Below are 22,637 nucleotides of genomic sequence, written 5' to 3'. Positions count from 1 at the left end.
AGCCGAGATTACCGCAGCAGTAAAGCGTTACCCGATTTTATTTATTATTTTCGCACGGTATAAACGATACGACGAATGAGGTATTTACTTTTGGTTGTTCTCCTATCTTTTGGGGCAGCGCAACTGTCTGCCCAGGTAACGAACATCGATACCATTGCTTACCCGGATCCGATTATCCCAAAAAGCAACACATATAACTTCAACACCGATTATTGGTACACCATTGCTGTTCGCGCGTACGCGTATGAGCAATTCCCGCAGTTGCTAAACCAGCCGTCGGGACAACCCTACCACTCTTCGTATCTCAATGGCCTCCTGTTTAAAATTAACGACAACCAAATCAGCTACCGGCTCCAAGCCGCCCATTTCCGCAACAGCATCGCCTTTGATAATGAGTGCGAAGGGTGCCTGCCGCAGGTAAAGGGCAAATTCAGTAACACGGCCATTAAGGTTGGTCTTGAAAAAAGCGTGAACTATTCTCGGGTGCAGCCGTACTTCGGGGGCGATTTGGGCTTCATGGTCCAACAGCTCAATACGCGTGGATTCGGCAATGCTACCGTCTTCTCCGAAGACACCAAAAATGCGTTGCTATTTTCGCCCTTTGTGGGGGCAAAAGTGTATGTGGTACCGCGGATTGCCTTGGGAATTGAAGCCAACTTCAATATTGCATATACCTACCAAAAAGTGAACAGTTATACCGACGATTCCTTCACCGGTGTACCCAATCAAGCACGGCGTTACCGCTGGGAATATTTCTTCGCTCCTGTGGCGGCCATTACCTTACAATATAGCTTCGGACTGATCAATCAGTAAGGGTCTACATCGATTTGCACACGGACGCCTTTGTTGGCTTTATTGGTTTCAAACCGCAGCAAAGCAGCCGTCAGTTGCTCCTTTACCTTAGCAATGCTGATATCGATACGCTCGATTTTAAGTAGGATGCCGAAAATATAGAAATTGCGCACACGCCCCACCAGGGGCACCTCCGGACCGAATACACGATGCCCCAGCACCTCCCGTAACAGCGTGGCCAGCCGGACCGCGCCATCGTGTGCCGCCTGTTGCTCTTTGTGTTTCACCTCGATTTTGAAGAGCCTGAAAAACGGTGGATAGCCGAAGTTTTTCCGCTCGGCGACCTCCGCCATAAACATCCCTTCGTAGTCGTTTCCAATCACCTGTTGGATAACGCGGTGAGTCGGGGCATACGACTGGATGACCACTTTGCCGCCGCTGTTACGCCGTCCGGCGCGCCCCGCTACCTGTGCCAGCAATGAAAACGCCCGCTCATAGGCGCGGAAATCCGGATAGTTGATCAAACCATCGGCATTGATGATGCCAATAACACTAACCTTGCCGAAATCCAGTCCCTTGGCCACCATCTGCGTACCCACCAGCACATCGTATCGCTGCTCATCAAATGCCGTCAGCACCCGTTCAAACCCATACTTCCCTTTCGTGGAGTCAAGGTCGAGGCGGCCAATACGCGCGTTGGGGAGCAGCGTTCCCAGTTCTTCCTCTATCCGCTCGGTACCGAAGCCCTTACTTTCGATATGGGTGGATCCACATGCCGGGCAAACCTGCAACGGAGCCTCTGTAAACCCACAGTAATGGCAATGCAATTGACTGCTGCTCTTGTGGTAAGTAAGGCTCACATCGCAGTGGATGCACTTGGCAATGTAGCCACAGGTTTTGCATTGCAGCAGCGGAGTGTGCCCGCGCCTGTTCTGGAACAGGATCACCTGCTCCTTCGCTGCCAGCGCCTTTTCCATCTCCTCCAGCAGCGTCGCACTGAAATACGTAAACATGGTGCCCTTACGGCTTTCCTCACTGATGCTTACCGTGATGATCTCGGGCAGCTTGGCATCACCATAACGCTGGGCAAGTGTTACGAGGCCATATTTTCCTGAGCGCGCATTATAGAAGCTTTCCACCGCCGGCGTAGCCGATCCCAGTAATACCTTTGCCCCGTGGATGTGCCCCAGATAAATCGCTGTATCGCGCGCATGGTAGCGCGGCGCGGGATCAAACTGCTTATACGATGTCTCGTGTTCCTCGTCGACCACGATGAGGCCTAATGATTGGAACGGCAGGAAAACGGCCGATCGGGCTCCGACGATGACTTGGTATTCATTGTTGAGCACCTTATGCCATACTTCGGCGCGTTCGTTGTCGCTGAATCGCGAATGATACACGCCGAACTTATCTCCAAAGTGCTTGCGCAGCCGCTCAGTAATCTGTGTGGTCAACGCAATCTCGGGCAATAGGTATAGGACGTGCTGGCCGCGGGCCATCGCTGCCTCCATCAGTCGAATGTACACCTGCGTTTTGCCCGATGCGGTGACCCCATGCAGCAGCACGACGTCTTTTTCGGCAAACTGACGGTTGATATCGCTAAATGCGGCCGATTGGGCTTCGTTGAAGGTGAAATCGCCCGTTACCTCCACATCCTCGCCACCCAATCGACTTACTGCCCGCTCCTCAATAATGAACACTTCTTTTTCCACCAATGCGGCAACGATAGCTGAGCTGCAACCGCTCGCCTCCATGATGTCAGCCCGGGCCACATCGGGCTGCTGGCGGCTCAGTTGAAGATACGCCATTACCGCATCTTGTTGTTTGGGTGCCTTGGCCAGCGATTCGAGCAGCACCTTACGACCTGCACTATCGGTGTAATCGCCATGCAACCGTACAAACACTTTCATCTTGGGCTTGTACTTCGGTGCGATCTCTTCGGAAATAAGGATGAGCCCCTTGTCGAAGAGCCGTTTCAATATGGGAAAAACGCTTTTTTGGCCCAACAGCTTCACGATGTCGCTCACCTTCAGTTCGGGCGAGATATCGAGCGCATCGAGGATGAGGTATTCCTTGTCACTCAACTCCGAGCGATCGACCTCGTTACCAGCCGAAATAATACGGGTCTCGCTTGCCAGCTTCAGAGCCGAAGGCAGCGCCGCTTGCATCACTTCTCCACGTGTGCACAGGTAATACGATGATATCCAGCTCCATAATTGGAACTGCGCACCCGTTACTACGGGCGAATCATCCAACACATCGAGGATGTATTTGGCTTCGTACAATTCGGGAGGACGATCTACCACACGGCTGATGACGGCCGAATACACCTTGCTCTTGCCAAACTGCACGATGACCCGCCTACCTACAGCCACATCTGCATTCCGCTCGTACGGTACCCGGTACGTGTAGGCCTTGGCGATGGCCAAAGGCAATATCACCTCAACGAATAATGTAATACGTGCTTCTGTCTTACCGTCCGTAAACTCAAGCATTTACCCTTTGTTCTTGATGGTGGCCACAAACAGCCCTACCCACCCCAAAATAAAGCACAATCCGCCCACCGGGGTAACCGGCCCAAGGATGCCGGCTGCGCCGAAACCGGTAATATCGCGGGTGCTCAGTACATACAACGACCCAGAAAACAGCAAGATTCCTAACGTGAAGGTGATGAAGGAAAATCGGATATACGTGTTTTTCGCCCGCGAAAAGGTAGCTAGAAACAGTAGTGCCAACGTATGGTAAAATTGATAGTCCACTGCGGTCTTCCAGGCTTCGAGGTCGTCGCTGGTGATTTTATCTTTCAGACCGTGTGCGCCAAAGGCACCCAGTACCACCGCAGCTAAGCCAAAGAACGATGCAGTGAGAATAATTCGTTTATTCATCGGTATGTCAGTGATTTTTTCAAGGCCAACTCCTGATTGCAATATTTTGCCAAACTTAATTATAATTGGGTTGATATGCAAGATTGTAAAATGGCACTTTTTGTGCTAGGTTTGTAACGGATGAGGAATTTAATCATTGTCATATCGCTGGTATTTATTGCTATCATTGCCGTTTCCTATTTTTACTTTTCCAATCTGGATGAGCGGGAGCCTGCGCAGCCACCCGAAATCGCACCGGACGAAGTCGGTGCAGTACCTGCGGAACCACCTGCTGCCGAAAACGGCATATTGTGGACGTTTGACCTGAATGCGAGCGCCATCACCAGCCCATCTATACATCGAAATGGCGATAGCACACGGTTCATCCTCGTTCAGGATGCCTACCACATCCTCCACGCCATTTCGCCCGAAGGGCAGAAGTTGTGGAACGCCCAATTACCCGGCCCTCTTGTAGACAGCATTTCACAACTGACCGACGGCAGTCTGGTATTCACTACAGCCGAACGGCTTTACCGTATCGATACCGAAGGGGATCCATTACCGGGTTTCTCACTCAAGCTCCCGCAACGGGCCACCCAGGGTGCCGTAGCAAAGGCCGATGGCACGGTGCGCATCGATGTTGGAACCCGAAGACAGGTCCTATCGTATGATGGGCGCGGGCGATTGCTGCGGCGGCAGGCACGCAGCCGTCGCAGTAGTTCCGACGAGGTAGACCCTGCGGATCAACCAACGGCTTCCCTACCCCATGGTTGCGGGCCGATTGCTTACGTCGGTCCGTTGAACGGCAGCGGCCAACGTTACCTCCTTTGTGGTAAAGACGGGAAGCTCTATTGTTTCCGCTATTAACTTATTTACGTCCGCCGGAAGCGGCTGTCTCTGCAGCAATGGCTGTGGCCATGTTTTCTAATACACGAACGGCCGCCTCCAGTTTGTCTCGCGGGGTGAGATTTTCAATCTGCTCCGGCAAGCCCGATATATCCAGTTTTACCGCACCCAAGTATTCGTCGGAAGCGATAAATTCCGAGACGGACGTAAGCGCTGGAAAGTGTTTACTGAGATTTGAGAACGTGTAAAAGCCTGACTTATTGATTGCTTTACGGATGATATGGCCCCCCAAATCAGCCAAGTTATAGGTCTTCTTCTTCGTATCTGCTACAACGGTGGTCGCAGTGCCGAATACCGCGATCGCCTTCGTGTAACCCGCTTCAAGCGAAACGTGATAGGTTTGTCGATTGTATCTTCTCGGTGCATCGGCGACCAAAACGCCCGAATTGGGTGTTTCCTTTACCGCCAGCTTCCGTTTCCTTGGCCGCTCCATGGCCTGTTCCGGCTTGATACCCGTAGCTTTCAACGCCATATTCAGCTCTTGGATATACCGTGGGTTGTACGCGCTGTGGTAATAAAGCACCTCGCAAATCCGCAATTCATGAGCCGGGTCGTCATCAAACTTCCTTTCGAAATAAGGCTGGTCGTCCGAGATGCGGAACGGACAGTACCGCGCTCCCCTACCAATGAGCTGCGCCTCTGCCATGGTGGTTTTACCGGGCTTACCCCTTTGGGCATCCCGCGTATCGTATAACCTTACAATATCAAACAGGTTCAACACATCCCATCCTTCATTCAACTTATCCACCGCAAAAACCGCCCGGTATTCGTTTGCCTCGTCCTCCAGTGAGTTGATCGCCAACTGCTTCGCTTCGCTATCGTTTTTGCTGTTCACCGAAATGAGCTTTTCTTCCGAAAAATCTTGTTTAAGTTCGGTGATCAGGTTCTCCAGACTGATGTTATTGGCCGCCAAATATCGAAATGCGTTCTTAATGGCTGCATCCGGATGGGATGTCCTTATTTTTTCCAAATCAGAGACCTTCAGGTTTTTGATGCCCGTTATAAATTCATCGAAGAACTGTTGGCTTTCTTTGATCGTTCTGGACTTAAAGAGGATGATAGGCTTGATCAGTTGTTTACGGCTTTCAAACAGCTTTCGCCGGTATTGGCTCAACAAAACGCCCTGTATGGCCCGCTCCAACGGAGGGAGGTCGGCCTGCAACACCTTTACTTCCTTGGAATACCCATCCACACGGAATTGCTTCAATGGATAATCAAAAAGGAGCTTATCGCTGTATTTCCGCGCGATCTTTGGCACCGACAAATCGATGGTTGCGGTAAATTCCAACAGGACATTATCCTTATTAGCATGGAAAACCCGGTTTACCGTATCTTCCCAGCTCCGTAGTTCCTCGGCTTCTTCGGCGTTAAGTTCACTTTTCTTTTTGGTTTCCGCATTGATGTGATGAGCCTCATCGGATATAAGGACGATTTTCGTTTCTTCGAAATCATCGTAAGTAAGGCTGTTCTCTTTCGGCGTGTTCAATCGGGAATGTAAGCCTTGGATTGTCGAAAAAACCACGTTGATATCGTCTGGATTGGCGGCTTGGAAATGATCCACTTCTTTCATGCGGACGGGTTTGTCGCCAATAGCCATACGATCCGCAAACAGGTATTTAGCGGATATCGCATCCAAAAAATTAGCCCGCGTCTTTTCGATAATATTCGTGCTGTTCACAAAAAACAGAAAGTTGCGGTAGCCATGCTCGTATAAATAAATGATAAGCCCTGCCATCACCAAGGTCTTACCGCTACCTGTGGCCATATGGTAGAGCAGCTGGGTAGGTACACCCTCAGGCTTGTGATGGTAATCGTTCCAAAAGAAATCGAACCTTCCCAAAGCTTCTTGCTGATAGGGCCGCGGCCGGAACCCTTCCCGAAGGTTGGCATAGACGTATGCTGGCACCCGGCTTTTGTAAAAATCGGCGCTATAGGATTTCAACGCTGCGTCCAATATGTGGTGTAGTTGCTGCATGCCTAGCGCCCGGCTGTTAACAAATCAATAAACCGTTGCACCAATGATGCTTGATCATTTTGAACAAGCTCCTTCCGGCAGTAATATAGGGATGGGAATGTCTTATCGCCGTATGATAACGGTGGCTCATGTACCACGGAATCGATACGCCCCTGTTTTTTGATGAGGTTGTAGGTTTGGAAATTGGCTGCAATCGCACCTTCATTTGCCACCAATTTACCCGAAGTAACATAACGGTGCATACCAGCCTTGTAGGCATTCATATAGTCCCAGTTGGGTTTGCCCTCTTTATAAGGGAAGTAGGGTATGGTAATGGTGTCAACTTCCTTCAGCATATAATCATCTTCAGCTGGCGCCCAGGTAAGTATAAAATACCTTAGACCCGATTGGACCCGTAAAATCTCCTGAGATGTCCACCTTCGGATGTCGTCGTGGTACTTCACACGGCCTTTTTCATCTTTGGTGGCCATCTTGCACAGGAAAAAGTCATTGTTGCAGTGCTGCGCCACCTTCGTAGTTTTTGCATTCTGGAACTCCAGTATGGCCAACGGTCTATTCGATTCATCGCATATAAAACAGTCGATATTCGTTGGCCAAGGGGTGCCGGCCTTCCGTAGTGCCTTATCAAAATAAGGCAGGTCTTGGCGTTCCCTGAATGGCTTGCTCGATTTCCATCCCTTGATGGCCGCGATCCAATCCGCAAATTCGGGATAGGAACGATAATGTTTGACGAATTCAACCTCGGTGAGGGAGTGGAAGTGGAAGAAATAGACATTTTCACGCTCATCGCAATACAACGCGTATGATAACGGTACACCATAACATTGGGCGAAGTTTATTTTTCTGGCGAGCGCCTCCTTACCTTCCAAAGCGACAATCGATGTCGTAATTTCGTCGATTGTACCGTTGGCACTTGGATCGTAATCAACCCTAGCCCGTTCCATCAGGCAAGTAACCCGGTTGGTGGCATCTTGGTTACAGCCTTCAACACTGTCTAGGTAAAAACCCGATTTTTCTACCAATAGTGCTTTCGCCTAGTTCACTTGGTCGCTTCGCTCTGACGTTTCTTTCCTAAAGTTTATTAGCGCCATGCTCGTCAGGTTATAGTCGGGCAAATTGGTGATTTAAATCGATGATGTCACGCCCAAATCGATAGTCATTATCATGGATTTCCGACAATGGCACATACCACTGGTTTTTGTCGAGTGTTTCATAAATGAGCGATTGGATTTCTTGGATATCCATCGTTGAAGCAGTGGATAACAACTCATCTACCCGGGGGATATTCACCCGCCAACTGACAAATGCTTCGGTTTTAGTCCGCCGCCAAACGGCCTTTATTTCACGAATGGTCGTAGCCGCTTTTACCAGGTCGGCGTAATGTGCATTGAGTTTGGCCAGTTCGCAATAAATAAACGTTTCTCCATCTAAACATTTCTGTATGCGTTTTGCCGTTACCGACTCCACATAATCCATTTGTTCACATAGAATAAACCGCCGCGTCGAGTTTTCTTCACGATTTACCTGCAGCACCGCTTCCGCCGTCGAACCACTACCCGCGAAAAAATCAAGGATAACATCATTTTCACCAGTGGTGAATTTGATGATCTTCTTGAGCAGATTGATCGATTTCGGATTTTCAAAAACCTTTTTCCCCATCATGTTGGTCAACGCCCGTGTCGACTTCCGGTTATCTTCGTAGAAATAGCCTTTCAGTAGTTCCGTTGCCGTATGAAGCCGCTTCTTTATTTTGGGTATGGTGTTTTCATCGCCCCCCCACAACACATCCCCCCTATCGGCAGCAGCCCAGAAAGTCGTTTCCGGCCAACGGTAACCGTTAACGGGTTTATTACACACCTTTTTCGTAACCGGATGCACAATATCGTAGTGGTAACCACCGGGCTTCGTATTTGCCGAATTACCGGGATAAAAAATACCTTGATCATCCACGTACGTATAATGCGAAACACCCGATAGATCGATCTCGTTGGATTTTTTAACACTTTTAACCCAGTTCCTCAAGTCTTTCTCTATCCGACCCGTATCCGCCCCGTGCTCAGCTTCCAAAGTTTCATATTGATGTTGGATTGCCTGCGCTTTCTCCGATTGGATCTGCCACTTCGGCTGGCTGGCTTTATGCTTAGCGTAACCAATCACATATTCATGCTCCACCGATATCTGCGTGGCATTGTTGTCCGTAGCCGTTTCCCAAATGATCTCACCCAAAAAATTGTCACGACCGAAAATCTCATCGCAAAGCACCTTCAAATAGGCATGTTCGTTGACATCGATTGAAATAAACAGCACCCCAAGGTTCGAAAGAAGCTGTTTACTGACCTCCAGTCTGTTTTTCATGAAGGTCAGCCAAGCCGAATGGTTGAAGCTGTCATTATATCCGAAACTGTCTTTTCCCGTGTTATAGGGCGGGTCTATATAAATCAATTTGATTTTACCCGCGAAGGCCGATTTCAGGGTATGCAGGGTCAGCAGGTTGTTTCCCTTCATCAAGAAATTATCCTTACCGCTCAATTCGGCAACATCGGCCGTGTCGACGGCGGTGTATTTTTTGAAGTTTCTTAACACTTTGGGTTGCAACAGCCGATCGATTTCGTCGGGGGCCAATGTTTCGTTCCAAAAGATTTCGTTTCCTTTGGCCTCTTCCTTTGACTGCCCCCCTTCCAGTACGGCATCTTTATACGGCCAAGCGAGCACCACCTGTTTATGCTCCTTGATGAACTCGTTGCCGTCAATCAGGCCGATACGGTTTTTAAACGCGGTGTAACTGTCGGGCAAAAAGGCTTTGTTGCTTACAAACTGCTGAAAGCCGATTTTATCAAAAACCATCACGCCTCCAATGTCTTGAAAGAAGTGCTTTTTAATGCCCTCGTGCGATAGCAGGGTCCTGATCAAGGCCGGGTCGAGCTGTAAGGTCAACTCGACAATCTTGTTCCGGAGCAGCTTACCCTCCACCACAAGCCTTTCATCTTGTTGCAATAGCCCTTTTAATTCGTCTAACAGGTTCCACATATGGGTTTATTGTTCACTTTGTCTCGGTGTCACTAAGGTCTGTTCGCGCATCCCAATGGCCAACGGTTTTCGCTAAACCTATGAGCTTATTAGCGGCTGCTTGTATTTGACAGATGACGCCAAACTTAGCCAAATTCCCGTTTATATGCAACGGTTCGCCTATTTCGCAGATGTTTCTTCAAAATAGGCTTGGAATAAACCGACAATAGTTTTAATTTGGGCAACAATTAAATAGATAATCTCAGGTTATGAATAAACGCGAATTCTTAAAAAACAGCACATTAGGTGCTTTGGGAGTGATGCTAACCCCCAGTTTATTGAAATCTTTCCCGAAGGGAACCCGGTTGCGGACGGCCCACATCGGCGTGGGGAACATGGGCGGAGAAGACTTAAAGGCCATCTCGTCGCATGCGAGTGTGGACGTCGTGGCGCTTTGCGACGTAGACGCGCTGAATTTATCAGCGGCACACAAACTCCACCCGGGCGCACGCGTGTTTTTTGATTATCGCATCATGCTGAAAGAAATGGGTAATGAAATCGATGCCGTCATCGTATCCACACCCGACCATACCCATGCGCCAGCTTCCATGCTGGCTATGCAAATGAATAAGCCCGTCTACTGCCAGAAGCCGCTGACCCATTACGTATCTGAATCGCGAGCAATGAATAAGCTGGCCGCCGAAAAGGGGCTGGTTACCCAAATGGGTATCCAGGTACATTCTTTCTATGACTACAGGCTGGCCACCCTGCTCATTCAATCGGGCATCATCGGCAAGGTACATACCGTACACGCTTGGTCGCCCAAGAACCACGGGTATGACGGTCCCCTGCCCGAGGGCGAGGATCCAATCCCCCCGCAGCTGCACTGGGATCTGTGGGCAGGAACATCAACCAAACGTCCGTATAAAGAAGGCGTTTATCATCCGGGGGTATGGCGGAAGTTGATGGACTACGGCTGCGGTACTTTGGGCGATATGGGTGTGCATATTTTCGATACCCCCTACAATGCACTGGCACTTGATGTGCCCCGGACGATTAGAAACGAATGCCGGCCAACCAACGGGTTCGGTTTTCCGGAACACAATAAGGTTACCTACGAGTTTCCGGGTACCGAATATACCACCAGGTCACTGAAATGGATTTGGTACGATGGCCCAGGCGCCCCGCCAACGCATGAGGATCTGGTGCTGCCCGGCATGGAGGATAAAGCAGACAAAAAGAAAACAGACAAGGAAGCCGAAGTCGCAGGGAAGGTTTCGCTCGATCCGAAGATAGCGGGCCAGCACGAACTGCCCGACCAAGGCGCGATGTTTGTGGGCAAAAAAGGACGCTTGTTGCTTCCCCACTTTATGCAGTTGCCAAGGAAAATTGTGAAAGGCAAATATGTCGATATTAGTGAAGAAATAGCCGGGGTATCGAAAAAGCATGGTCTCGGCGAGCCGATCCGCAACTACGCAACCGAAGGACCTAAGCATTACCACCAGTTTGTGGACGCCTGTTTGGGCAAAGGAGAATGCTCGGCTCCTTTCGATTATGCCTCACGGCTGACCGAAACCATCCTACTGGGCACCATTGCCGGGCGTTTCCCTGGCGAGACACTGCACTGGGATGCCCAAGCAGCTAAATTCAGCGAAGAGGAAGCCAATCAGTACCTTACCGGCGATTATCGGGAGTTCTAAATTGGTTGACTCCTGAACGGGGTTAGGCTCAGGATTCGTTTTTAACCTTCACCAAATCCTAAAAAAACAAATTATCATGGCCCCGGATACCAGCAAAAAGCAGGATCCGGCCATGGTAATTTTCGACTTGACGTTGGTAAATTGCAATTTTACCGTGGTAAGCTCTTTGCGAAAAAGCAAAAGCCCTCCTAATATAGCCAAGCTTCGCTTATTCGTCTCCTTTCCGTTTCAAATTGACCGTCTCCGATCCGCTTAACGGTTTAATACCCATACCCGGCGAATTGGTATATTGCGCATGGATACGCAGCACCGTTTCCTTATCGCCTTCATCTCCTTTCTTGGCGACAATCGTACCGGTTGCCGGCAGCGACTTCGGCTTACCGTTGTTATCATCGGCTAATGACATGATCCAGCGGACAATCTGCCGGGCCTCGCCGTCTTTCATGTCGGGATGTGCCGCCATGGCAACCTCCCCCCAAACGCCGCTACCACCTTGCATAATCTTTTGCATCAGATAGGACGAAGCCTCTTTCTCGTTTCGATAGCGCAATGCGACGTCTTTATAAGAAGGGCCGACACTCGGTTCGTCGATTTTATGGCACGATTGGCAATCAGAGGCCATCATGAGACTACGACCCAAAACAATTTCCGATACCTGCTGATGCCCCAACGAGGCTCCGGCCATATCCGAACCAGAGATATAGTCAACAGCTACGACAAGGTTAGCAGTGTCGATGGCACGTCCGTGGTCGTCTATATTCACCGTATATTCGATACGTTCGCCGGGCGTATAAACGCCCGATGTGTTGGATAACAAAATATCCACAATCGGGTTGTCATTGCCTGCATAAACCGATACCGGATTACTTTCAGCCTGACCCTTACCGTCCGATACCGTTACGCTAATGGCGTATTCGCCACGGTTCTCTAATGTATAGCTAAGGATTGGTTCACTGGTTTCGTGGGTAATGTCGCCTATTTTCCAGGTATAGGTAAGCTGGTCATTTTCATAATCAGTAGCGCTTACAGTAGCCTGCACGGTGAATGGTGTGGCGCCGTTTGACTTTTCGACCTCGATATCGCCCAACTGCGGAGGAAGATTACCACCTATATAATCAATCCTTAAAATACCGGCATCATCATTCTTTGCAAACCATCCCCTGCCGTACTCCAACACATAAATCTTGCCGTCCTTTCCCACTTCCATATCGATCGGATTGGCAAATGAGGCACCTTCCATAAAAGGCTCCATTTTATCGAAGTCGCCGTTCGGCAACAGCGTAACCGCCTTAATCCATCCCCGGATCCAATCATAGATAAACAGCTTGCCATCATAATAATCAGGATAACGGGTTGCTTCAGGGAACATATCGGTATAATATACCGGACCAGCCATGGCGTTGCGCCCGCCGGTACCCACTTGTGGAAACTGCGGCGATGCTGCGTAGGGGTACCAGATAAATGCCGGCTGAGCGGGTGGCAATACCCGCAACCCCGTATTGTTGGGCGAGTTATTTTCCGGGTGTGCCGGATCGAAAGGTTCGCCCCATTCACCTGTTTTGTAATTAAATGGCCGATAAGCATAATTCTCCCCGATAAAAAACGGCCACCCAAAGAAACCTGCTTTACGGGCCTGGTTTACTTCGTCATACCCACGCGGCCCACGTGTCGCCAAGCTGTCGTTGGCTGCATCTGGCCCCACTTCCCCCCAATAAAGGAATCCCGTTTTCTGATCCACCGAAATACGGTAGGGATTACGATTGCCCATCACGTAAATCTCAGGGCGCGTTTTTGCCGTCCCTTCGGCGAACAGATTCCCCTCGGGTATACGGTAGGTACCATCGGCCTGCACATCGATCCGGAGTATTTTACCCCGTAAGTCATTGGTGTTTCCCGCTGATCGGCGCACATCGTACTGCTCGTACCCCGCACGGCCATCCAATGGTGCAAAACCATGGTTTTTGTAAGTCGACGGATCCGGTTGGTCGAACGGCGTGGAGTTGTCGCCGGTAGACAGGTAGAGCAATCCGTCCCCACCAAACGCAATGGAACCGCCTGTGTGGCAGCAAATCTGGCGTTGCGAATAAAACTGAAGAATGACCTGCTCGGATGTCATATCAAGCTTGCCGTCGTCGTAAACAAATCGCGATAGACGGTTTACAGAGGTATCCGTAGGGCTGTAAAATGCATAAAGGTATTTATTCGTTTCGTAATCGGGGTCCAGTGCCAATCCCATGAAGCCCTCTTCGGCATTCACATTCGGAACGCCCGATTGATGGTACACGTCGAGAAACCCAACCTGCTTCACCGTTTGGCTATCCTGCTGGAACAACATCAGTTCGCCACGCCGTTGGGCAATAAGGATATCATAATTGGGTAATATGGCCATCTCCGTTGGCTCAAAAAGCGATCCGGTGTGCAACTGCTTTTTAACAAACCGTTGCGGATTCGGCGGCAATTGGGTTTTTACGTTATTGTAATTGAGCTTGAGGTTTTTGCCAACGGCATACTTGATACCTCCCAAAATAAGTTTTAGGTGCAAGGAATCACTGAATGAGGCTTCGGAATGCCCCAGCGCGGTATAAAATGATCTTCCCCCATCATATTCGTGATACCATACCATGGGATGCTCCTCGCCATTGTCTCCACCTTCGTAACTATCTTCATCAATGGTTACCAGTACCTTGCTTTCGGAACTCAGTTTCTTGAAGTTATACCATTCATCGTTATAACTGAATGTGCTAGGAAGTCCTTCCGTAGCTGGATGCAGCGAATCAACAACGTGGAATGTGGCTTCCTGCGGGTGGGGATGCCCCTTAAAGTAACCACCTACCAATCGGCCGAACCAGCCCCAATCATATTCGGTGTCTGATGCGGCGTGGATGCCCACAAAGCCACCTCCAGCTTGGATATACCGCTCAAACGCTGCTTCCTGGTAGTGGTTAAGCACCTCACCGGTGGTACTGAGGAAGACAACGGCCGAATAGTTCTTCAAACTATCATCATTAAACCATGCTGCATTCGTGGTTGTATCCACAGCGTATCCATTTTCGGCAGCAAGTTTAATAAGCGCAGCATTGCCAGCCGGTATTGATTCGTGGTAAAACGCCGTTGTTTTACTGAAGACCAACAGGCGCGGTTGACCACTCCGTTTGTTACACGAATAGTTGGTCAGCAACCAGATAACTGATAAAAAAAGCACTAATGGTTTCGTAACACTTCGGTGATTAAATCTTTCCATGTTTTGGGGTTCAATTACATATAGGATTGCAAAAATGATAATTTTTATGGTATTTTCGTTGTAAATATCAAATAGATTTCGTAAGTTTCACAATACAAATCACCGACATATGCCAATAAGCGCAAATTCCCAATTCTTTACAGATTTTGACGGTTATTTCACCGCCGAGGAAAAAAAACCGTGAATGGAGGGTAAGTTGGAAGAAAACCAAGACTTGGCATTGGTTATGGCCTGGCCAGATCAGACGGCGCGCGGCGATGAACGGTGGATGGCCATACTTAAACAACTCGGTGTCGTAAAAAATCTGAACTTCAAAGTGGGCCATGCTGCCATGGTGCTGGTACATCGGAAAACAGGGTCGTTGGCTTATTTTGATTTCGGTAGGTACATCACGCCACGCGGATACGGCCGGGCACGATCCGTCGAATCAGACCCGCGACTTGCATTGGAAACCAGGGCGCAAATTGACAACAAGAGCCGTATCACCAATCTGGAAACGATTTTGGATGAATTGCACCAAATAGAAGCTGCTACCCATGGTGGTGGCAGGTTGTTTTTTTCGGTTGCCCAGGGCTTGTCGTATGAAGCCGCACACCGATTTGCTACCCGCATCGTGGAGCAAGGTCCGGTAAAATATGGGGCAATCGCTATCGGAAACAATAGTTGCTCGCGCTACGTAGCCCAAGTGTTGTTGGCAGGGTTGGTAAACGAGCAAGCTGCACGACGCCGGATTACCCTGCCCGAAAGCATCAAACCGAGTCCAATGAGCAATGTTGTAAACGCTTCGCCCGACAGGACGATTTACTGCTACCACGAAGGTGAGTTGGAGACCATCCGGATGAGCCGCTGGCGTTCGCTGGGCTTTCAGGTAGACCAGCTATTGCACAACTTTTCGACGGGAAAATCCAAAGGCCTTCCCTGCGATAATAAGCCAGGCAACATAGCCGAGCCCAAACGCCCTAAGACATTGCCCGCTACGGCGCAGTGGCTGGGGGGCATTGGCGAGGGGGCCTGGTTTACCCTCGAACGAGCCGTCGATAACAACACGTTTGTTGTGGCCAAATATGCGGCAAACGGGCACGAAGAATACCGGGTTGCATGTAGCGGTAATCACCCGATAAATCCGGACATGCCTTACCAATTTACCTACCATTGCCACCACAAACACCACATGGTGACGCAATACGGCAAGGAAATTGTACTGGAAACCATCGAAAAGCCAAACAAACAGGCAAAGACAGCATAACAAAACAAAAAGGAAACACACAAACAATATGGAGTTAACTATTTTAAAATCAAAAATTCACACGGTTAAAGTAACGGAAGCAAATGTAGCATACAACGGATCGATAACCGTGGATGCCGATTTGCTGGATGCAGCTCAAATAAAGAAATATGAGCAGGTGTATATAAACAACGCCATAAACGGCAGTCGCGTCATGACATATGTACTCCCCGGAAAGCGCGGGAGTGGTGAGGTTTGCATGAATGGGGGCGCTGCCCTGCACGCCAAAGTAGGCGACACGGTTCATATTCTTAGCTTCTTTAAGGTTACCGAAGAAGAGGCCGAAAGCTATCAACCGGTACTGGTCTTCACCAAAGATAACAACCAAATCGAAAAGATAGACAAATACAATTATTAGTAAATAACTAAATGAAGAATGGGTGTCCCGAAGTTCGCTTTAAGACACCCGTTTTTTATTTACCCCCTGTCAACCAACTGCCAAAGCCATTCCCGTTCACTAATCACCACTTCGCTAATCGAGTTTCGTTAGTCCGATTCATCATTTGCCAAAATAGGCTCTCTTCAAAGAACAATCAGGACAGTACAGGATGATTTTTTATGGTAAAAAAAGTACCATTGTAATCTCCAATTGTTGGCCGTATGACGTTATACGACCCCATTATCAAGCTTAAGTAAAAGCATGCAAATCGATGGAAACATCAGTAAAATGTATTAAATCAGTGAGCTACAAACACCGTATTAATGGTCACTTTCGGTCGCTGGCTCTCGTGGGTATGTTAGCTACAGTTGCCTGTTTCTTTCAGTGCAGCGGCCCCGCACAAAAGCCGTTAACGCTCCAACAAGGAGACCACATCATGCTCGTAGGCAACAACCTGGGAGCGCGGATGATGAATTATGGATATTTCGAAACCGAAATGTACCTGCGGTACCCCGACAGTCTTCTGTATATCCGTAACATGTGCGATGCCGGCAATACACCGGGCTTCCGGCCCCATTCGGGCCGCCCCTCCCCGTGGGCATTCCCTGGCGCCGATACGCTCCAATCAGACACCGACCTGCTAAACAACCCCAATACGCAGGGCCACTGGGAAACCCCCGATGAATGGTTAACCCGACACCAAGCAGATGTCATCATTGCGTTCTTCGGCTATACCGAGTCGTTCCGCGGCGAAGAAGGACTGCAACAATACCGGGAGGAACTCGACGCATTTATTAAATATACCCTGCAACAACACTACAACGATGCCACGACCCCGCGACTGGCCATCGTATCGCCCATTGCTTTTGAAGACCGTTCTGAAGACTACGATTTACCTAACGGCAAGCAAGAAAACAAACGCCTAGCCATGTATACCGAAGCCATGGCGGAGGTAGCCCGAAACAATGACGTACTTTTCGTGGATATGTATCGTACGCTCAGCAAATTGTACGACAGCAACGATAATCCGCTGACGATTGACGGCGCACAGCTGAACGATGCCGGATACCGCGAATTTTCTTCGCGACTGGTCGATGCCGTGTTCGGCAAGGTAAAGGAAACGGACGACACCCACCGGCAGCTGGTTCACGACGCCGTGATGGAAAAGAACTGGCTCTGGTTCCAAGATTTCAAACACCCCAACGGGGTACAGGCGTTCGGACGCCGCTACGATCCTTTTGGACCTGACAACTACCCAGCAGAATTCGCCAAAATACGTGAGATGACAGACATCCGCGACCAAGCCATCTGGAAAGCCGCCCAAGGGATCCGGATGGACCTCGATAGTGCCGATGCGACCACCACCGTATTACCCGAAGTGGAAACCAATTACCTACCACGCAATACCAATTCACCCCTACCGAGGTACCTCTATGGAGAAGATGCACTCGAGAAATTCCATATGGCACCGGGCTATAAAATAGACCTCTTCGCATCCGAACAGGAATTCCCCGATCTGCAGAAACCCGTTCAGCTTACGTTCGACAACCAAGGGCGACTGTGGGTAGCCACCATGCCGTCCTACCCGCATTGGAAACCGGGCGATCCGAAACCGACGGACAAGCTATTGATACTGGAAGATACCGACAACGATGGTAAAGCAGACAAACAAACCATCTTTGCCGACGGCCTGCACCTGCCCATGGGATTCGAATTAGCTCCCGAAGGGGTCTACGTTTCGCAGGGAATGAACATGGTCCTCCTCGCGGATACCGACGGAGACGATAAGGCAGATAAAAAGGAAATCCTACTGAGCGGCTTCGATGACCACGACACACACCATGCCCACCATGCCTATACGAGCGATCCCTCGGGCGCCATATACATGGGACAGGGGGTATTTCTCCTGAGCGACCTCGAAACACCTTACGGCCCGGTGCGCGCCACCAACGGCGGCTTTTTCCGCTACAACCCCACCCGGCATAAACTGGAATATACCGCACAGCTCTCCATCCCAAACCCCTGGGGTATTACCTTCGATGAATGGGGGCAGAACTTTTACGCAGAAACCTCTGGGCCCGATGTGACCTGGATGATGCCCGGATCGCTGAAGCCGGTTTATGGCAAGGCGAATCCGAAAGCCAGAAACCTGATCGAAGACGCCCACCGTGTGCGTCCCACATCAGGGCTCGAATTTATATCCAGCCGCCACTTCCCCGACAGCGTACAGGGCGATATGCTCATCAATAATACCATCGGCTTCTTGGGAACGAAACAGCACGCCGTGGTCGAGGATGGAACGGGCTACCGCAGCTACCACCGGCAAGACTTGATGCGATCGGACGATCCGAACTTCCGGCCTGTCGACATGGAATTCGCACCCGATGGCTCGCTGTATGTCGTTGACTGGCATAATGTGCTGATCGGCCATATGCAGCACAACCAACGTGACCCCCTGCGCGACCATACCCACGGTCGCATATACCGTATTACGTACCCCGCTCGGCCATTGGTCAAGCCAGCCGCCATCGCGGGAGCCGATATCGGTACTTTGCTGGATAACCTGAAACTGCCCGAATACCGGACCCGCTACCGTACGCGGCGTGAACTCCGTGGCCGTGATGCCGACGATGTACTTAAACAGCTAGGGACTTGGCTGGACGGGCTCGATAAAAACGCCCCCCGCTACGAACACCATCTGCTGGAAGGCCTTTGGGTAAGCTGGGGACTCAACCGGGTCGACCAGCCATTGCTACGCAAGCTATTGCAAGCCAACGATCACCGCGTACGCGCGGCAGCTGTAAGGGTACTTCGCTACACCGGGCACCAGGTAAAAGACCAAGCAAAACTATTGCAAAACGCCGCCGCCGACCAGCACGGACGGGTACGCCTGGAAGCCATCGTGGCGGCGTCGTGGTTGGATAAAGATCAAGCGACTCCCATCGTGGAAGAAGCTGCCAAACATCCTATTGATAGCTGGATGGCCGATGCTTACCATACCGCGGCAACCCGGCTGGGAAATGCTACTACGCCGGTTGAAACCGAGACGGATGTTGCCGTCAATACCGATTTGAAAGGACCCGAGCTGGCTCGCTTCAAACAAGGCCAGCTGATTTTCCAACGCGAAGGTTTTTGCATTACGTGCCACCAAGCCGATGGTAAGGGACTGCCCAATTCCGGCTTCCCGCCGCTTGTCGGTTCCCGGTGGGTTTTAGGCGACGATGCCCGTCTGATTAAGCTTACCTTGAATGGATTGCATGGACCTATCGAAGTACTGGGCAAGAAATACCCCGGTCAAGTGCCCATGACACCCTTCGGTGGGCTGTTGAACGATGAAGAAGTGGCCGCCGTGCTTACCTACGTCAAAAACGCATTCGGCAACAAGGGAACACCCATAGATGCCGATCAGGTAAAAGCCATCCGCGCGGCCATTGCCGATAAAAAGGGATTCTACTCGCCAGAGGAACTGCTCGGCGAACACCCCCTGAAATAACGGCGCCAGAACAGGCTAACAGGACAGTGCAGGATGAAATTTTACGGTAAACATAGTAGCATTGTGGACACCAGTTAGCTATTATTTTATGTTACTCAATATCAAATACAATACTAAAAAGGCGTTGCCAACCATCCAAAAGCCAATCATCGATAAGAATCAACAGGATTATCCACACTTCGTGGGTATCGGAGTTTTCACATTTGGACAATAAATCAATCGACTAAACGTGATAGATTGATGGCTAGCAGGCACCTTCAAGGTATTTGTTACACGTATTTTCATGCTAAACAGATATATGCAAACAATCATCAGAAAAAAAACCGGCATCATCGCCGTATGTGTTTCGTTATTAACGATAACGGGATGCCAAACCGAAGACACCGACCAAGAATCCGTGGCGAAGAAACCGAAAGTGGAAAAAATCACAGTGGCTACGGATTTTGTCGTGGAACACCTCTATAGCCCCTCAGAAAACAAAAAGGGATCTTGGGTGGCCATGACATTCGACGACAAAGGACGGATGATTACTTCCGACCAGTATGGGGCGCTCTACCGACTGGAAATGCCGGAAATCGGCTCGGATACACTTACCAGTGAACCGCAGCAACTTGTTTTCCCCAAAGATCAGTGGGAAAACGATAGCACCCAAACCAAAATAGGCATGGGGTACGCCCAAGGGCTGCTTTGGGCGTTCAATAGCCTGTATGTTGTGGTCAACCATGGTGGCGGTGACAAGATGGAGAAAAGTAGCGGCCTCTACCGACTGAAAGACACCGACAATGATGATCAGTTTGACGAAATCACGCAATTGAAGTTGTTCCATGGCCAAGGGGAACATGGTCCGCATAGCATTATTCTCGCGCCCGACGGCGAGTCGCTCTACTTGGTTTTGGGTAACCATACGGACGTACCCGAAATGGATAGCTACTTGTTACCGTCAAACTGGAACGAGGACAACGTCTTTCAATTGATAAAAGACCCACGTGGACACGCCAACGACCGTATGGCCCCCGGTGGCTTCATCGTGAAAACAGATTCGCTCGGAAAAGAATGGCAACTGGTTGCCGGTGGCTTCCGCAATACCTTCGATATCACCTTCAACAACGATGGCGAACTATTTGCATACGATTCGGATATGGAATGGGACTTCGGCATGCCTTGGTATCGCCCTACACGCCTGTTACACGTTACCAAGGGCGCAGAATTCGGGTGGCGTACCGGAAACAGCAAATGGCCAACTTATTATCCCGATGCGTTACCATCCCTGCTTAACATCGGCCAAGGCTCTCCAACCAACCTCCTATACGGTGGTAAAGCAAAATTTCCGGACAAGTATCGCAACAGTTTATTTGCATTCGACTGGAGCTTCGGGATTATCTACACCGTGAATTTAGAACAAAACGGCGCAACATATCAAGTGTCTGCCGAGGAATTCCTTTCCGGGGTACCGTTGCCATTGACCGATGGTGAAATCGGACCGGATGGCTCATTATATTTCCTTACCGGCGGACGGCGGCTGGAATCTGATCTGTACCGCGTTTCCTATAAAGATTACCAGAAAATCAAGGAAGCGTCGAAAAAAGAAGCCCCTATTACCGAAGAAATGGCCATCCGCAGGAAAATAGAAGGCTATTTCGAGTCAGCTCCCGACACGAATATCGTTAACGACGTATGGCCATACCTGAATCACGAAGACCGCCATATCCGTTACGCCGCCACCATGGCACTCATGCACCAGCCGGTTACCACCTGGGGCAAAAAAGCCTTCCGCGAACGGAATATCCGCACAGCAACGCATGCCATGTTGGCCATGGCCAAAATGGGAGACACCATACTCCAACCCGTTATGCTCCGTAAATTGATGACCATCGATTTTGGCCGCATATCGAAAGAAAACAAGATCGCGCTCTTGCGGGCCATGGAAGTATCGTTCTACCGCATGGGTAATGTAAAACCGGAAATCACCAACCGACTCTTCGATTACTTTGCCGACCATTATCCGGCGAACGACAACGCATTGAACCGCGAATTAAGCAAATTGCTTATCCATATCGGCGCGCCATATGCCACCGAGAGAAGCCTCGCGCTTCTCGAAAATGGCATCGATGATTCGACAACCACCTACGCGATGTTAACCAGCTCGGCAGACTTGATTTTAAGAAACCCCGATTATGGAATGACCATAGCCAACGTGCTGGCTAAAACACCGCCGGCGCAACAGATTTATTTTGCCACGGCATTGAGTAAAGCAGATACGGGGTGGACACCCAAACTATATGAACGTTACTTCAATTGGTTCTATGGTGCCTTCGGATACAAAGGTGGCAACAGTTATGTTGGCTTCGTCAATGCCGCTCGGAAAGCGGCGCTGGAAAAAGTACCAACCGAACAGTTCGAACATTACAACACCATTTCGGGCGACTCCCTGTTGACCAATTCGGGCAAGGACTTATTTGCCGATATCACACCGCCTAAAGGTCCCGGTAAAAATTGGAAAATAGAAGACGCCGTGAAAACCGTCGAAGAGGATGAAACCAAAGAATCGCGCAGCTACGAAAATGGTAAGTCGCTATTTGCTGCCGTAAGGTGTGCATCCTGCCACACCATGCAGGGCGAAGGCGGAGACATCGGTCCCGACCTGACCCAACTGGGCACCCGCTTCTCTGTGCAGGATATGCTCACGGCCATCATTGAACCTGGCGACGCAATTTCCGATCAATACGGCAGCAAAGTGTTTGTATTGAAAGACGGTTCGTCCGTCATGGGCCGGTTAATCAACGAGGGCGACGAAAGCTATTCCGTATCCCAAAATCCGTACGCACCCCAGGAATTGAGGGAGATACCGAAGAACGAGGTAGCAGAAATACGGGAATCTAAGATCTCCACCATGCCCCCGGGTACGTTAAATGTATTGAATCCGGAGGAACTGAAAGACCTCATGGCCTACCTCATGGCCGGTGGAAACGAGAATAGTTCAGTCTATAAACAATGAT

At 50.0% G+C, this 22,637-nt stretch carries 13 protein-coding genes; 7 read left to right on the top strand and 6 right to left on the bottom strand.

Annotated elements, in window-relative coordinates:
- Positions 1-75 precede the first annotated feature (75 nt).
- On the top strand, positions 76-813 hold the full coding sequence (locus U9S71_RS05360; RefSeq protein ID WP_326325847.1) for a hypothetical protein: 738 nt from the start codon (positions 76-78) through the stop codon (positions 811-813).
- On the opposite strand, the gene priA is transcribed toward U9S71_RS05360, so the two are convergent.
- Together priA and U9S71_RS05350 are read right to left on the bottom strand one after the other, a co-directional pair.
- Positions 807-3,287 carry a replication restart helicase PriA gene (gene priA, locus U9S71_RS05355; protein ID WP_326325846.1) on the bottom strand — a complete coding sequence of 827 codons (2,481 nt, stop codon included), beginning with the start codon at positions 3,285-3,287 and terminating at the stop codon, positions 807-809. The two genes, U9S71_RS05360 and priA, sit on opposite strands and share 7 nt — an antisense overlap.
- Complete coding sequence (locus U9S71_RS05350; protein WP_326325845.1) at positions 3,288-3,677, bottom strand: DUF423 domain-containing protein; 390 nt, start codon at positions 3,675-3,677, stop codon at positions 3,288-3,290.
- Positions 3,678-3,797: 120 nt separating this feature from the next.
- Here U9S71_RS05350 and U9S71_RS05345 point away from each other — a divergent pair, with 120 nt between their 5' ends.
- Entirely contained in the window at positions 3,798-4,523 is a 726-nt protein-coding gene (locus U9S71_RS05345; protein ID WP_326325844.1) for a hypothetical protein, read from the top strand.
- Position 4,524: 1 nt separating this feature from the next.
- Here the strand turns inward: U9S71_RS05345 and U9S71_RS05340 are convergent, their stop codons facing one another.
- The 3 genes from U9S71_RS05340 to U9S71_RS05330 all read right to left on the bottom strand — a co-directional run bounded on the left by U9S71_RS05340 (position 4,525) and on the right by U9S71_RS05330 (position 9,564).
- On the bottom strand, positions 4,525-6,537 hold the full coding sequence (locus U9S71_RS05340; RefSeq protein ID WP_326325843.1) for a DEAD/DEAH box helicase family protein: 2,013 nt from the start codon (positions 6,535-6,537) through the stop codon (positions 4,525-4,527).
- Between the two features lie 2 nt (positions 6,538-6,539).
- Positions 6,540-7,559, bottom strand: coding sequence for a hypothetical protein (locus tag U9S71_RS05335; RefSeq protein WP_326325842.1), 1,020 nt, complete (start codon positions 7,557-7,559; stop codon positions 6,540-6,542).
- A gap of 79 nt (positions 7,560-7,638) precedes the next feature.
- Positions 7,639-9,564 carry a site-specific DNA-methyltransferase gene (locus U9S71_RS05330; protein WP_326325840.1) on the bottom strand — a complete coding sequence of 642 codons (1,926 nt, stop codon included), beginning with the start codon at positions 9,562-9,564 and terminating at the stop codon, positions 7,639-7,641.
- Positions 9,565-9,812: 248 nt separating this feature from the next.
- On the opposite strand from U9S71_RS05330, the gene U9S71_RS05325 reads away from it, so the two are divergent.
- Positions 9,813-11,243 carry a Gfo/Idh/MocA family protein gene (locus tag U9S71_RS05325; RefSeq protein WP_326325838.1) on the top strand — a complete coding sequence of 477 codons (1,431 nt, stop codon included), beginning with the start codon at positions 9,813-9,815 and terminating at the stop codon, positions 11,241-11,243.
- 208 nt (positions 11,244-11,451) lie between these two features.
- Here U9S71_RS05325 and U9S71_RS05320 read toward each other — a convergent pair whose 3' ends face one another.
- Positions 11,452-14,484, bottom strand: a complete 3,033-nt coding sequence (locus U9S71_RS05320) for a ThuA domain-containing protein (RefSeq protein WP_326325836.1) — start codon at positions 14,482-14,484, stop codon at positions 11,452-11,454.
- 184 nt (positions 14,485-14,668) lie between these two features.
- On the opposite strand from U9S71_RS05320, the gene U9S71_RS05315 reads away from it, so the two are divergent.
- The 4 genes from U9S71_RS05315 to U9S71_RS05300 all read left to right on the top strand — a co-directional run bounded on the left by U9S71_RS05315 (position 14,669) and on the right by U9S71_RS05300 (position 22,636).
- Entirely contained in the window at positions 14,669-15,730 is a 1,062-nt protein-coding gene (locus U9S71_RS05315; RefSeq protein ID WP_326325834.1) for a DUF6695 family protein, read from the top strand.
- 28 nt (positions 15,731-15,758) lie between these two features.
- Positions 15,759-16,127 carry an aspartate 1-decarboxylase gene (gene panD, locus U9S71_RS05310; protein WP_326325832.1) on the top strand — a complete coding sequence of 123 codons (369 nt, stop codon included), beginning with the start codon at positions 15,759-15,761 and terminating at the stop codon, positions 16,125-16,127.
- A gap of 292 nt (positions 16,128-16,419) precedes the next feature.
- Entirely contained in the window at positions 16,420-19,641 is a 3,222-nt protein-coding gene (locus U9S71_RS05305) for a PVC-type heme-binding CxxCH protein (protein WP_326325830.1), read from the top strand.
- A 298-nt stretch (positions 19,642-19,939) separates the two neighbouring features.
- Positions 19,940-22,636: a c-type cytochrome gene (locus tag U9S71_RS05300; RefSeq protein WP_326325828.1), complete on the top strand. Its 2,697-nt coding sequence runs from the start codon at positions 19,940-19,942 to the stop codon at positions 22,634-22,636.
- Position 22,637: the final 1 nt, after the last annotated feature.

The sequence above is a fragment of the Parapedobacter flavus genome (assembly GCF_035818675.1).
GTDB lineage: Bacteria > Bacteroidota > Bacteroidia > Sphingobacteriales > Sphingobacteriaceae > Parapedobacter > Parapedobacter flavus.
The sequence above is the reverse complement of the archived record's forward strand: the minus strand, read 5'-3'. Positions and strand labels throughout refer to the sequence as shown.

Excerpts from the sequence above, each read along its gene's own strand:
- U9S71_RS05330 (WP_326325840.1), bottom strand. The coding sequence starts at position 9,564 with ATGTGGAACCTGTTAGACGAATTAAAAGGGCTATTGCAACAAGATGAA.
- U9S71_RS05305 (WP_326325830.1), top strand. The coding sequence starts at position 16,420 with ATGGAAACATCAGTAAAATGTATTAAATCAGTGAGCTACAAACACCGT.
- U9S71_RS05300 (WP_326325828.1), top strand. The coding sequence starts at position 19,940 with ATGCAAACAATCATCAGAAAAAAAACCGGCATCATCGCCGTATGTGTT.
- U9S71_RS05325 (WP_326325838.1), top strand. The coding sequence starts at position 9,813 with ATGAATAAACGCGAATTCTTAAAAAACAGCACATTAGGTGCTTTGGGA.
- U9S71_RS05320 (WP_326325836.1), bottom strand. The coding sequence starts at position 14,484 with ATGGAAAGATTTAATCACCGAAGTGTTACGAAACCATTAGTGCTTTTT.
- U9S71_RS05350 (WP_326325845.1), bottom strand. The coding sequence starts at position 3,677 with ATGAATAAACGAATTATTCTCACTGCATCGTTCTTTGGCTTAGCTGCG.
- priA (WP_326325846.1), bottom strand. The coding sequence starts at position 3,287 with ATGCTTGAGTTTACGGACGGTAAGACAGAAGCACGTATTACATTATTC.
- U9S71_RS05345 (WP_326325844.1), top strand. The coding sequence starts at position 3,798 with ATGAGGAATTTAATCATTGTCATATCGCTGGTATTTATTGCTATCATT.
- U9S71_RS05315 (WP_326325834.1), top strand. The coding sequence starts at position 14,669 with ATGGAGGGTAAGTTGGAAGAAAACCAAGACTTGGCATTGGTTATGGCC.
- U9S71_RS05360 (WP_326325847.1), top strand. The coding sequence starts at position 76 with ATGAGGTATTTACTTTTGGTTGTTCTCCTATCTTTTGGGGCAGCGCAA.
- U9S71_RS05340 (WP_326325843.1), bottom strand. The coding sequence starts at position 6,537 with ATGCAGCAACTACACCACATATTGGACGCAGCGTTGAAATCCTATAGC.
- panD (WP_326325832.1), top strand. The coding sequence starts at position 15,759 with ATGGAGTTAACTATTTTAAAATCAAAAATTCACACGGTTAAAGTAACG.